A 12,845-nucleotide genomic window follows, 5' to 3' on the forward strand; every position below is an offset into this window, starting at 1 on the left:
TCCCGGAAATGGCGCGGTCAGATAAGCCGGATATTTCCGCGGGCATCGCCGCGCGGTCCAGGATCGACTGATGCCCATTTCGTTCCGTTGGGCTATGGTGCCGCGAAACACGAATCGGCAAACGGAATGCGTCAATATCTCGATCTTCTCTCCCATGTCCTGGAAAAGGGCATCGACCGGGACGACCGGACCGGAACCGGCACGCGAGCCGTCTTCGGCTATCAGATGCGTTTCGATCTTTCCGAGGGGTTCCCGGCCCTGACGACCAAGAAGCTGCATCTGAAGTCGATCATCCATGAACTGCTCTGGTTCCTGAAAGGCGACACCAACATCCGCTATCTGAACGATAACGGCGTCACCATCTGGGACGAGTGGGCGGACGAGAATGGGGATCTTGGCCCGGTCTACGGGGCCCAGTGGCGCTCATGGCCTGCGCCGGACGGACGGCACATCGACCAGATTGCGAATCTTCTGAAGCAGTTGCGGACGAATCCTCACTCACGGCGTCATATCGTGACGGCCTGGAATCCGGCCGAGGTGGACGATATGGCGTTGCCACCATGTCATTGTCTCTTCCAGTTCCATGTGGCCGACGGCCGGCTGTCCTGCCAGCTCTACCAGCGCTCGGCCGACATCTTCCTAGGCGTGCCCTTCAACATCGCCTCCTATGCCTTGCTGACGATGATGATTGCGCAGGTCACCGACCTGAAACCGGGTGATTTCGTCCACACGCTCGGTGACGCGCATCTTTATGCGAACCATTTCGAGCAGGCGAAGGAGCAGTTGCGCCGCACGCCCAAGCCGTTGCCCGGAATGTGGATCAATCCCGAGATCACCGATCTCTTTGCCTTCCGCTACGAGGATTTCCGCCTAGAGCACTACGAGGCCGATCCGACCATCCGCGCGCCCATCGCCGTGTGACTGGGTTGGAAGAAGCGGGATGAAGATCGCACTTGTCGTGGCAATCGCAGAGAACGGGGTGATTGGCAGCAAAGGCGGGCTGCCCTGGCGGCTTTCCACCGATCTGAAGCGTTTCAAGGCGACGACGATGGGCAAGCCCATCCTCATGGGACGCAAAACCTGGGAGAGTTTTCCGACGCACCCCTTGCCGGGACGGCGCAATATCGTGATCACCCGCGACCGGAACTACAAGGCGGAAGGGGCTGAGGTCGTCGGCTCGCTGGGCGAGGCACTGGAACTGGTCTGCAGGGCCGCCGGAGATTCGGCGCCGGCCGACGAGGTCAGCATCATTGGCGGTGGAGAGGTCTATCGCGAGGCGATGCCGTTGGCCGACCGGCTCTATGTCACGCATGTGCTGGCGAATGTCGATGGCGATACCTATTTTCCCAAGATCGAGCCCGGTGTCTGGAAACCGGTGCGATCCGAGGAAGTGCCTGCCGGTGAAAAGGACATTTACCCCACACGACATGTCGTTTACGAACGGCGCCAAGGGAAATAGGGCGGATCTCTCCGTGCCGGCATCGGCGCGCCGAATTTCTTGCGACACGTGGTCGTGTTGAAAGGGAACCGTCCCGCAAATATAAGGCGTCGGGAAGGCCGTCGCCCTCGGGTGGCGACTAGCGAGAAGGAATCATAATGCCCTGGAACAATCAGAGCGGTGGCGGCCCTTGGGGGGGCGGCGGCAATACAGGAGGCCCATGGGGGCAAGGACCACGGGGCCCGAGCGGCCCGCAAGGCTCGCCGCCTGATCTGGAGGAAATCATTCGTCGCGGCCAGGATCGGCTGCGCCGTGCTTTGCCGGGCGGTGGCGGGTCCAATCCGGCGATGATCGGGCTGATTGGCCTTGTGCTCGTCGCCCTGTGGCTGTTCCAGTCCATCTACACCGTCCAGCCCGACGAGCTGGCGGTGGAATTGCGTTTCGGAAAGCCGAAGGCGGAACTTTCCGAACCTGGTCTCCACTTCCACTGGTGGCCGATCGAAACCATTGAAAAAGCCACCATCGCCGAAAAGCTTGTCAATATCGGCGAAACGCGCGGAGGCACATCGACCGGTCTCATGCTTTCGGGTGATCAAAACATCGTGGACGTCCAGTTCTCAGTGGCCTATCAGGTCACCGACCCCATCGCTTACCTGTTCAGTGTCGCGGACCCCGACGCCATGCTGATACAGGTCGCCGAAAGCGCGATGCGCGAGGTCGTCGGCCGGCGTCCGGCACAGGATGTGTTCCGCGACGATCGCGAGGGCATCGCCAACAGCGTCCGGGACATCATACAGACCACCATGGAGGATTACGGCGCGGGCCTGACGGTCAATGCGCTCTCCATCGAGGACGCGGCGCCGCCGCGCGAGGTGGCCGATGCGTTCGACGAAGTGCAGCGCGCCGAGCAGGATGAGGACCGCTTCGTCGAGGAGGCCAACCAGTATTCGAACCAGAAACTCGGTCAGGCGCGCGGCGAGGCAGCACAGATCCGCGAGGAAGCCGCAGCCTACAAGAACCGTGTCGTCCAGGAAGCCGAGGGTGAGGCACAACGCTTCATCTCGGTGCACGAGGAATATGCGAAAGCCCCCGAGGTCACGCGCGAGCGCCTGTACCTCGAGACGCTCGAGAATGTGTTGAAAGGCGCCAACAAGGTGATCGTCGGCCAGGAAGGCGGATCGGGCGTCGTTCCATACCTGCCGCTGCCTGAACTGCGTCAGCGGCAGCAGAGTACCGGGCAGGGACAGCTTCAGACGCAGGGAGGAAGCAACTGATGGCAAACCGTCTTCCTTTCATCGCCATACTGGCCGTCATCGTTCTTTTCCTGGTCTACTCGTCCATTTTCGTGGTCAATGAGCGTCAGCAGGCGATCGTGCTGCGTTTTGGCGAAATCGTGGAGGTGGAGACCGAGCCTGGCATCTATTTCAAGCTGCCTTTCGGTTTCCTCGAAGCTGACAATGTGCAGATCATCGAGGATCGCATCCTGCGGTTCGATCTCGACGACATCCGCCTTCAGGTTTCGGGCGGCAAGTTCTACGAGGTCGATGCCTTCGTCGCCTATTCGATCAGCGACCCGCGCCGTTTCCGGCAAGCCGTTTCCGGCAATGTTGCCTTCGCGGAGCAGCGTCTGAGGACACGTCTCGATGCAGCCTTGCGCCGTGTCTACGGCTTGCGCGGCTTCGAGGCGGCGCTGTCGGAGGAGCGCGGCTCCATGATGCGTGAGGTCGCCGACCAGTTGCGGCCCGATGCTGCGTCGCTTGGTCTCGAAATCCGGGACGTGCGCGTCCGCCGGACCGACTTGACGGCCGAGGTTTCCCAGCAGACCTATGACCGCATGAAGGCGGAGCGACTGGCCGAGGCCGAAAGGCTGCGTGCGCGAGGCCGCGAAGCTGCCGCCCGTATCAGGGCGCGTGCCGATCGCGAAGTGGTGGAAATCCTCGCCGCCGCACAGCGGGAATCCGAAATCCTTCGCGGTGAGGGCGAGGCGGAGCGCAACGCGATCTTCGCAAATGCCTTCCAGCGCGATCCGGAATTCTTTGAATTCTATCGCTCGATGTCGGCCTACCGTGAATCACTCGATCCCGCGGGGACCACTATGCTGCTCTCGCCGGATTCGCAGTTCTTCCGCTATTTTGGCGATCCCCAGGGCCGCGGGCAAGGCCAGCGCGGGGGAAATGGCACTGGTGGGCCTGCGGCTTCGGCGGCCGAACAGCCCGCCGGAGGCGGGGAGGCTGATGGCAGCGCCGAACAGTGAGTCCTGTGGCTGATTTCGTCGCCGCCCTGGGTCTGGTCCTCGTGCTGGAGGGATTGGTCTACGGCGGCGCTCCCAATCTCGCCAAGCGGCTCGCCGCCGAGGTGACCCAAATGCCGGAATCGACCCTGCGCATCGGTGGCCTGCTGGCCATGGCGGCAGGGGTCGTTCTCGTATGGTGCGTGCGCGGGTAACGCAGGATTTATCGTGAAGCTGGGCGAAGCCCCAACCACGCCTTATTTCTTGCAGAATGATCGTTGAATGCGGCACATGCGATGCCAAAGCCGCGACAGGGAGAACATCTGGCATGATTTGGTCCAGTTTATCGCAGGCGGCACGCGGGGTGTCTTTCGTGACGGCAGTTGCGGCCGGCCTCGCAATGTCGCCGGCTGCCGCACAGAAAGCTCAGGCGCCACAAGCACCCCAGGCGCAGATGCAGGCGCCGGCAATGCGCGGGCCCGCCTCGGTGGCCGATCTGGCCGAAGGCCTGCTCGGCGCGGTGGTCAATATCTCGACCTCGCAGAACATGGATCGAAGCGGCGGCGGGTCCGGTCAGGTGCCTATGCCGCAACTGCCGGAAGGCTCGCCCTTCCAGGATTTCTTCGACGAGTTCTTCAACAATCGCCGGGGCAATGACGGCTCCCCGCGCCAGGTACAGTCACTCGGCTCCGGCTTCATCATCGATGCCGATGAAGGCATCGTGGTTACCAACAACCACGTCATCGAAGGCGCGGACCAGATTGCCGTGAACTTTTCCGACGGCTCGAAGCTGAATGCGGAACTGGTAGGCAAGGATCCCAAGACGGATCTTGCAGTCCTGAAGATTGATGCCACCAAAAAGAAGCTGACGGCAGTCAAGTTCGGCGACTCCAATGCCATGCGCATTGGTGATTGGGTCATGGCGATCGGCAATCCCTTCGGGCTTGGCGGTAGCGTCACCGTGGGAATCGTATCCGCGCGCAATCGCGAGATCGGCTCTGGCCCCTATGACGACTACATCCAGACCGACGCTGCCATCAATCGAGGCAATTCGGGCGGTCCGCTCTTCAACATGAACGGCGAGGTGATCGGCATCAACACCGCCATCATTTCGCCGACGGGTGGTTCCATCGGCATCGGCTTCTCGATCCCCTCGGAACTGGCCGTTTCCGTCATCAACCAGTTGCGCGAATTCGGCGAGACCCGGCGCGGATGGCTCGGCGTCCGTATTCAGGAGGTGACCGACGAGATCGCCGAAAGCCTCGGCATGGATAGCGCCAACGGAGCGCTTGTGAGCGGCATCATGGAAGGTGGTCCGGTCGACAACGGCCTGATCGAACCCGGCGACGTCATCATCCGCTTCGACGGCAAGGAGATCGATGACATGCACGACCTGCCGCGCATCGTCGCCGAAAGCCCGGTCGGCAAGGAAGTCGATGTAGTGATTGTGCGCAAGGGCGAGGAACAGACGGTCAAGGTCAAGCTCGGCCGGCTCGAAGACGGTGAGAAGCTGGCGGAAACCGAGACGGCGGGCGGGCAGCCCAGCGAAGAAGGCGCGCCCGCCGAGGTCGCCAAGGTCCTCGGCATGAGCCTTGCCGCGCTGGATGAGGAAACGCGGTCGCAGTTCGGGATATCCAAAGATGTATCGGGCGTGGTGATAACCGAGGTCGCTCCCGGTTCCCCTGCCGCCGAGAAGGGGGTGGCAGCCGGCGAAGTCGTGGCCGAAATCGCTCAGGAAGCCGTGTCTTCTCCGCAGCAGATGGTCGAGCGGCTGGAAGCCTTGAAGAAGCAAGGCCGCAAGAACGCATTATTGATGCTGGCCTCAAAGACAGGTGAATTGCGCTTCGTCACAATCCGAATGGATTGACGGGTAGACCTTTAGTCGTGGCCCGGCATCGACCGGATTGTTCGTGCCGCTCTGTTCGGGCCGCGCCGTCTATACGCTGCCTTCTTCCGCGCCAGCCATTCATCGCGCGTGATGCGATAGAATAGATGCCGCTTCAGATGCGGATACGTGTCGGGCACTTTCGGGTGATCGAAATCGTGTTCCGGCTCGGGCGTCATGCCGATGCGGCGCATCACACTGATGGAACGCTGGTTGTTCCAGACGGCGAATGAGACGATCCGGTCCAGCCCCATCTCTTCGAAACCGTGCCGAAGAAGGGCCTCGGCTGCCTCGGTCACATAGCCCTTGCCCCAATATTCCGGCGCGAGCCSCCAGCCAATCTCGATCATCTCGGCGGGCAGGGAGGGAACGACGCTGTCGGCATGCAGTCCGGCGAAACCGATGCATTCGGCTGTACCCCGCAATTCCATCGCGGTGAAGCCGAAGCCCTTTTCGGCAATCCGTGCCCGCAATTCGTCGAAAAACCGGTCGGATTCGACCCGGTTCCGGCGGAACGGGAAGAATTCCATCACTTTCTCGTCGGAATTGATCCGATGGAAGAGGCCGCGGTCGCGCTCCTCCCAGTTGCGGATGATCAGCCGTTCGGTGGTGATCGGCTTCATGCCAAGAATTCCGATTGGCGATAGCCCTGAAGATAGAGAAGGGCCGTCAGGTCGCCATGGTCGATGCGGAAACGCGCCTCCGCCGCGACTGCGGGCTTGGCATGGAGTGCGACCCCCATGCCGGCGATACGGATCATGTCGAGATCATTGGCTCCGTCGCCGACCGCCAGCACCTCGGCATTTTCGAGGCTGAGTCTCGCGGCCAGGCTACGCAGGGCCTCGGCCTTTGCTGCCTTGCCGAGAATCGGCTCGGCTACCTCGCCGGTCAGTTTGCCGTCCTCCTCAAGAAGCCTGTTCGCCTGTTGCTCGTGAAAACCGAGCCTTTCGGCGATTTTGGACGTGAAGACATCGAAGCCGCCCGAAACCAGCGCCGTCCTGGCGCCGTTCGCATTCATGGTGGCGACCAGTTCGCGACCGCCGGCCGCAAGCGTGATGCGGTTCGCGACCACGCTTTCGATGACCGAGGACTCCAGACCCTTCAGAAGTGCGACGCGCTCGCGCAGGGCAGGCTCGAAGGCGATCTCACCGTTCATGGCGCGCGCGGTGATGGCGGCCACATGCTCCTTGATGCCGATCTCGTCGGCCAGTTCGTCGATGCATTCCTGATCGATCATGGTGGAATCCATGTCGGCGATCAGCAGTTTCTTGCGTCGGCCCTCGGCCTTATGCACCGCGAAATCGACAGGCACAGTGGAAAGCAGATCGGCCAGGATTTTCTTCGCTTCGTCCGCCTGCATTCCCTGCCTAAGAACGATATCGCAGGCGATTTGCGGGGCGAGCCAATCCACATGGCTTGCGCCGAGTGCCGCTGTGGCCTTATTCGCAAGGTCGGGCGTCACTGCGCGCTGTTTCGGATTGGATATGAGAGTGGCGACGAGAGGCATGAACCGGTCCGCTGATCCCGGTCAGGCCGGGCCGTTGAAGAACGCGATCCTGATAGCGGGGCCGACCGCCAGCGGCAAGTCCGACCTTGCCATGGAACTTGCCCGGCGCACCGGCGGCATCGTCGTCAATGCCGATTCCATGCAGGTCTATTCGGTGCTCTCGGTGCTAACGGCGCGGCCGACCGCAACCGACGTGGCAAAGGTACCACACAAGCTCTACGGCTACGTCCATCCATCCGAGCCCTATTCGACGGGCCGCTGGATGCGCGACGTGGCCGGTCTTATCGGTGCGGGGACGTTCAAAAACCGTACGGCCGTCTTCGTCGGCGGCACGGGGCTTTACTTCCGGGCGCTTACGGAGGGGCTGTCGCCCATGCCTGACATTCCCGACGAGATCAGGCAAAAGCTGCGCCGTCGGCTTGTTGAGGAGGGACCACAAGCCCTGCATGCCCTGCTGTCGCGGAAGGACCCTGCCGCCGCCGAAGCCATCCGGCCTTCGGACGGGCAGCGCATCCTGCGTGCCCTGGAGGTGCTGGAAGCTTCGGGACGTCCCATCAGCGCATGGCAGGCAGAGCGCTCGCAACCATTGGTCGATGCGGGTTCCAGCAGGCTTCTGGCGCTCGTTCCTGATCGGGAATCGCTGCACAGAAGAATTGACGAGCGGTTCGACCGCATGGTTGCGGCGGGCGCAGTGGAGGAGGTGAGGGAACTGCTGGCGCTCCGTCTGGATGCCTCGATGCCTGCCATGAAGGCGATCGGCGTGCCGGAGTTTCGGGCTTATCTGGATGGCAAGATGACACTGGAAGAGGCGGTCTCAAGGGCCAAGGCGGTAACCCGCCAATACGCAAAGCGTCAGGTCACATGGCTGCGCCATCAGCTCGGGCCCGAATGGCATAAAGTGCCGCCCGAGGATGCAAAGGGCCTTTCCGATCATGGTTAAAGAGGCATTAAGCGTCCGTGACGCACCGAAAGAAAAGTACCGAACAAAAGCCGTTGACGGCACGATGATTGCCGACTACTGTCCGCGCCCATGAAACAGACACTCATTCTCGTAGTAGGAACGCGCATGGGCAAGGCGGTGTAACCGCCGGGCGACAGCCACTCATGCGCGAAGCAGGCTCCCTCCGGGGGCCTTTTTTATTGGCCGCGAGGCCGTCAAACGACCAGGAATGCCGCAAGGCGCGAAAAGCGGGACCAGACCGATGCAGAAGGCAGACACAGATCCGAGAGGAAACGAAACCGGCAATGAGATGTCGGGAGCCGAGATGGTGGTGCGGGCGCTCAAGGACAATGGCGTCAAGCACATCTTTGGCTATCCGGGCGGTGCCGTGCTGCCGATTTATGACGAGCTTTTCCAGCAGGATGACGTTCAGCACATTCTGGTGCGCCATGAGCAGGGTGCCGGCCATGCTGCGGAGGGTTACGCCCGCTCGACGGGTAAGGCCGGGGTCATGCTGGTGACCTCCGGCCCCGGCGCCACCAATGCGGTGACGGCTCTGCAGGATGCCTTGATGGATTCGATTCCGCTGGTCTGCATCACCGGTCAGGTGCCGACGACGCTGATCGGCTCCGACGCTTTTCAGGAATGCGACACGGTCGGCATCACGCGTCCCTGCACAAAGCACAATTGGCTGGTAAAGGACGTCAACGAGCTTGCTCGCATCATTCATGAGGCCTTCCATGTGGCGACGACAGGCCGTCCCGGCCCGGTCGTGGTGGATATCCCGAAGGACATCCAGTTCGCCAAGGGAATCTACACCTCGCCGCAGACGGCGCCGCGCACCAGCTATCACCCGACGGTCCAGGGGGATCTCGAAAGGATCAAAGAGGCCGTGGCGCTGCTGGCCGGTGCCCGTAGGCCGATCATCTATTCAGGCGGCGGCGTGATCAATTCCGGCCCGGAGGCGAGCCATCTCCTGCGCGAACTGGTGGACCTCACAGGCTTTCCGATCACCTCGACGCTGATGGGACTCGGGGCCTATCCGGCCTCAGGCAAGAACTGGCTCGGCATGCTCGGCATGCACGGCACCTATGAAGCCAATATGGCGATGCATGACTGCGACGTCATGCTCTGCCTTGGCGCACGTTTCGATGACCGCATCACAGGCCGTGTCGATGCCTTCTCGCCCCATTCCAAGAAGATCCACATCGACATCGACCCGTCCTCGATCAACAAGAATGTCCGCGTCGATGTGCCGATCATCGGCGATGTCGGAAGGGTGCTGGAGGATATGGTCCGTCTGTGGCGGGCGACGGCCAAGACCGACAAGGCCGCGCTCAAGCCCTGGTGGGAACAGATCGAAAAGTGGCGGGCGCGGGATTCGCTCGCCTATCGTCCGAATGACGACGTCATCATGCCGCAATATGCCATCCAGAGGCTCTACGAGGCGACCAAAGGGCGCGAGACATTCATTACCACCGAGGTCGGCCAGCACCAGATGTGGGCCGCGCAGCACTTCGGCTTCGAGAAGCCGAACCGCTGGATGACCTCGGGCGGACTCGGTACGATGGGCTACGGCCTGCCGGCAGCCCTTGGCGTGCAGATCGCCCATCCCGACGCGCTGGTGATCGACATTGCCGGCGACGCATCCGTTCAGATGACCATGCAGGAGATGAGCTCGGCCGTTCAGTACGAGGCGCCGATCAAGATCTTCATCCTCAACAACCAGTATATGGGAATGGTGCGGCAGTGGCAGCAGCTTCTGCATGGGAACCGGCTGTCGCATTCCTATACGGAGGCCATGCCGGATTTCGTGAAGCTGGCCGAAGCCTATGGCGGCCATGGCATACGCTGCGAGAAACCGGGTGACCTCGACGATGCCATCAAGGAAATGATCGAGATCCGCAAGCCGGTTCTGTTCGACTGCCGGGTGGCCGCTCTTGCCAACTGCTTCCCGATGATCCCCTCCGGCAAGGCGCATAACGAGATGCTGCTGCCGGACGAGGCAACGGATGAAGTGGTGGCCAACGCAATCGACGCCAAGGGCAGGGAACTGGTGTGAGTTGAAGTAAGACATGGTAAGCCGTATATTGTCTTACCGCATCTTACTTTAGGAGAGCGAGATGAATGTTCGAGCGAAGATATCGAGCAAAGGACAACTCGTGCTGCCGAAGGCGGTGAGAGACGAGTTCGGGCTGGTCGCTGGCTCGGAAGTGAATATCGAGACCATGGTTGACCGCATTATTCTGACGCCGCTCCTCAGAAAAGAGCGTAAGAAATACACGTTCGACGAGGTTGCAGGCTTCCTGAAATATGACGGTCCTCCGGTGACGCTTGAGGATATGGAGCGAGGCGTGGAGGAGGAAGCACGGCGGATGTGGAATGCCGAGCGCCATTGATACCAATGTGCTTATCCGCTTTCTTGTCGACGACGGAAGCGAGCATGTAGCACCTGCGCGGAGGCTCCTTTCCTCCGGCCAATTTTTCGTGTCGTTAAGCGTCATGCTCGAGACGGAGTGGGTGTTGCGAAGCTATTTCGGTTTCCAGCGAGCGCAAATCTGCGACGCATTCGATCGGGTTCTCGGATTCGATGCCATGTTGTTTCAGGAGAGGCGTGTCTTGGAAAACGCGGTCGAGGCATGTCGCGCAGGTATGGATTTCGCCGATGCACTTCACCTGAACACCGCTGTAGACTGCGACGTATTTTATACCTTCGACAAGAAGCTCATTCGCAATGCAGAGCGAAACATTCCGAATCGTCCGGTTCGAGAGCCATAGGCATAATGCAAATACAGGAATGCAAATGACCACCCATCTTCAGCCCACCGGTTCGGCCTATTTCATCGCCAAGGAGACAGAGAAGCCGGAAAGCCACACGCTTTCGGTTCTGGTCGACAACGAGCCGGGGGTGCTGGCGCGGGTAATCGGGCTCTTCTCCGGGCGGGGCTACAATATCGACAGCCTCACAGTCTCCGAGACCGAGCATGAGCGGCATCTTTCCCGCATAACGATCGTGACGCGCGGCACACCGCATGTGCTGGAGCAGATCAAGCATCAGCTCGAACGCATCGTGCCGGTGCACAGGGTGGTGGATTTGAGCGTTGTTGCCCGTGAGCGAGGGCAGGAGCGGCCGCTGGAGCGCGAACTGGCTCTCGTCAAGGTTACGGGGGTAGGCGACAACCGCGTTGAGGCATTGCGCCTTGCTGATGCCTTCCGTGCCAGCGTCATCGACGCCAATACGGAACATTTCATCTTCGAGATTACCGGCCGTGTATCCAAGATCGAGCAGTTCATCGCCATCATGAAGCCACTCGGTCTGGTGGAAGTCTGCCGCACCGGCGTTGCTGCCATGAATCGCGGGCCGGAGGGGATGTAGGAGCGGCTTTTTGCTCCTGCCCATCGAGCTCAACAATTTGAGTCTGCCAAGGCAATTCATGACCTCCGGCCATGGATATGTTCGCTTTATGTTCCAATTTCCGTATGCTATTCTTTTTGCCGACTGAAGTCGAAATTCTGAGATCGCGGGGAAATGATCGCCATGCCAGACAGCTTGAATCTCAACACTCTACAAGGGCAATGATTTCACCCAGACCGGCTTGCGCTGAGGCTGACGCCTTGCCCTTCGCGCGCGAATCCTGTCTTTCAGCATTATGAAATTCTCCCCGCAACAGGACGAGGCGCTGAAGGCCGTCGACCGATGGCTCAAGGCCGGAAAGCCGCAGATTTTCCGCCTTTTCGGTTATGCGGGCACAGGAAAGACCACGCTGGCTCGCTATTTTGCCGAACATGTGGACGGAAGCGTGCAATTCGCCGCCTTCACAGGCAAGGCCGCACAGGTCCTGCGTTCGAAAGGTGCAGTCAATGCGCGTACCATCCATTCCCTGATCTACCGCCCGCGCGGCGAGGAGCAGGTGGAGGACGAGACGACAGGGCGAACGACTATGTCGCCGACCTTTTCGCTCAACCGTCAAAGCCCGATCGCCAAGGCCAAGCTCGTCATCATCGATGAATGCTCCATGGTGGACGAGGAACTTGGCCGGGATCTCCTCTCCTTTGGCACGCCCATCCTCGTGCTCGGTGATCCGGCGCAGCTGCCGCCGATTTCAGGCGGCGGCTTCTTCACAGAGCACGAACCGGATTTCCTGCTCACCGAAATCCACCGCCAGGCGCGCGACAATCCGATTATCCAGCTTGCACTCGATGTCCGCGAAGGACGGGAATTCATGCATGGCGATTATGGCACGGCGAAAGTCATCTCGAAGCAGGAGGTCACGCAGGAACTGGTCCTCGAGGCCGATCAGGTCTTGGTCGGCGTCAACCGCACACGCCGCCGCTACAATCAGCGGCTTCGCGAACTGAAGGGCTTCGACGCCAGCTATCCGCAGGCCGGTGACAAGCTGGTTTGCCTGCGCAACGATCCCGCCAAGGGCCTGCTCAACGGCTCCCTGTGGAAGGTGATGACCTCGTCACGGGAAACCTCCAAGCCGGGCATCAACCTGCTCGTGTCGCCGGAGGAAGATGATCCTGATCGCGGGATAGCCAAGATCAAGCTCCTCAAGGCGGCCTTTGAGGAAATGCAGGAGGAAATTCCCTGGTCGACCAGGAAACGCTACGATGATTTCGATTACGGCTATGCGCTCACCGTCCATAAGGCGCAAGGCTCGCAATGGAACAATGTGGTCCTGTTCGACGAGAGCTTTGCTTTTCGCGATACGCGCCAGCGCTGGCTCTATACCGCCATCACACGCGCGGCGGATCGCCTGACAGTCGTGCGCTGATCAGACCTCTTCCTGGCCTCGTTGCTCCCATCCATTTCCCGGACTCGGTCTCCTCGTCGCCGCTGAA

The 12,845-nt window shown here is 60.9% G+C and carries 14 protein-coding genes; 12 read left to right on the top strand and 2 right to left on the bottom strand.

Translation table 11 applies throughout. The annotated features are described in order from the left end of the window. Positions 1-126: 126 nt before the first annotated feature. From L598_RS00280 to L598_RS00305, 6 genes are all read left to right on the top strand, one after another. A complete protein-coding gene (locus L598_RS00280; RefSeq protein ID WP_144858898.1) occupies positions 127-921 on the top strand; it encodes a thymidylate synthase in 795 nt (264 codons plus the stop codon). A 19-nt stretch (positions 922-940) separates the two neighbouring features. Next, entirely contained in the window at positions 941-1,459 is a 519-nt protein-coding gene (locus L598_RS00285) for a dihydrofolate reductase (protein ID WP_144858900.1), read from the top strand. Between the two features lie 137 nt (positions 1,460-1,596). Further along, positions 1,597-2,712, top strand: coding sequence for an FtsH protease activity modulator HflK (gene hflK, locus L598_RS00290; RefSeq protein WP_144858902.1), 1,116 nt, complete (start codon positions 1,597-1,599; stop codon positions 2,710-2,712). Then, the gene (locus L598_RS00295) at positions 2,712-3,692 is read left to right on the top strand and encodes a protease modulator HflC (protein ID WP_144858904.1); all 981 of its coding nucleotides are present in this window, start codon (positions 2,712-2,714) and stop codon (positions 3,690-3,692) included. The genes hflK and L598_RS00295 overlap by 1 nt, the downstream gene beginning before the upstream one ends. A 5-nt stretch (positions 3,693-3,697) precedes the next feature. Further along, complete coding sequence (locus L598_RS00300) at positions 3,698-3,883, top strand: DUF2065 family protein (protein ID WP_144859341.1); 186 nt, start codon at positions 3,698-3,700, stop codon at positions 3,881-3,883. A gap of 239 nt (positions 3,884-4,122) precedes the next feature. After that, positions 4,123-5,535 (top strand): DegQ family serine endoprotease, encoded by a 1,413-nt coding sequence (locus tag L598_RS00305; RefSeq protein ID WP_246658573.1) that lies wholly within the window; start codon positions 4,123-4,125, stop codon positions 5,533-5,535. A gap of 11 nt (positions 5,536-5,546) precedes the next feature. On the opposite strand, the gene L598_RS00310 is transcribed toward L598_RS00305, so the two are convergent. Both L598_RS00310 and serB read right to left on the bottom strand, forming a co-directional pair. Then, positions 5,547-6,176, bottom strand: coding sequence for a GNAT family N-acetyltransferase (locus tag L598_RS00310; protein ID WP_144858908.1), 630 nt, complete (start codon positions 6,174-6,176; stop codon positions 5,547-5,549). Next, entirely contained in the window at positions 6,173-7,060 is an 888-nt protein-coding gene (serB, locus tag L598_RS00315) for a phosphoserine phosphatase SerB (protein ID WP_144858910.1), read from the bottom strand. The genes L598_RS00310 and serB overlap by 4 nt, the downstream gene beginning before the upstream one ends. Between serB and miaA the strand changes: the two genes are divergently transcribed. From miaA to L598_RS00345, 6 genes are all read left to right on the top strand, one after another. Then, the gene (gene miaA / locus L598_RS00320) at positions 7,059-8,000 is read left to right on the top strand and encodes a tRNA (adenosine(37)-N6)-dimethylallyltransferase MiaA (protein ID WP_144858912.1); all 942 of its coding nucleotides are present in this window, start codon (positions 7,059-7,061) and stop codon (positions 7,998-8,000) included. The genes serB and miaA overlap by 2 nt on opposite strands. A 262-nt stretch (positions 8,001-8,262) precedes the next feature. Continuing rightward, a complete protein-coding gene (locus L598_RS00325) occupies positions 8,263-10,062 on the top strand; it encodes an acetolactate synthase 3 large subunit (protein ID WP_281407345.1) in 1,800 nt (599 codons plus the stop codon). Between the two features lie 61 nt (positions 10,063-10,123). Next, the gene (locus L598_RS00330; RefSeq protein WP_144858914.1) at positions 10,124-10,399 is read left to right on the top strand and encodes an AbrB/MazE/SpoVT family DNA-binding domain-containing protein; all 276 of its coding nucleotides are present in this window, start codon (positions 10,124-10,126) and stop codon (positions 10,397-10,399) included. Beyond that, positions 10,383-10,778: a type II toxin-antitoxin system VapC family toxin gene (locus L598_RS00335; protein WP_144858916.1), complete on the top strand. Its 396-nt coding sequence runs from the start codon at positions 10,383-10,385 to the stop codon at positions 10,776-10,778. Before L598_RS00330 ends, L598_RS00335 begins: the two co-directional genes overlap by 17 nt. Before the next feature lie 25 nt (positions 10,779-10,803). Continuing rightward, the gene (gene ilvN / locus L598_RS00340; RefSeq protein WP_144858918.1) at positions 10,804-11,376 is read left to right on the top strand and encodes an acetolactate synthase small subunit; all 573 of its coding nucleotides are present in this window, start codon (positions 10,804-10,806) and stop codon (positions 11,374-11,376) included. A gap of 274 nt (positions 11,377-11,650) precedes the next feature. Next, positions 11,651-12,778: an ATP-dependent RecD-like DNA helicase gene (locus L598_RS00345; protein ID WP_144858920.1), complete on the top strand. Its 1,128-nt coding sequence runs from the start codon at positions 11,651-11,653 to the stop codon at positions 12,776-12,778. The last annotated feature ends 67 nt before the right edge of the window (positions 12,779-12,845 follow it).

It is taken from the genome of Mesorhizobium sp. J18, assembly GCF_007829525.1.
Classification (GTDB): domain Bacteria; phylum Pseudomonadota; class Alphaproteobacteria; order Rhizobiales; family Rhizobiaceae; genus VLJP01.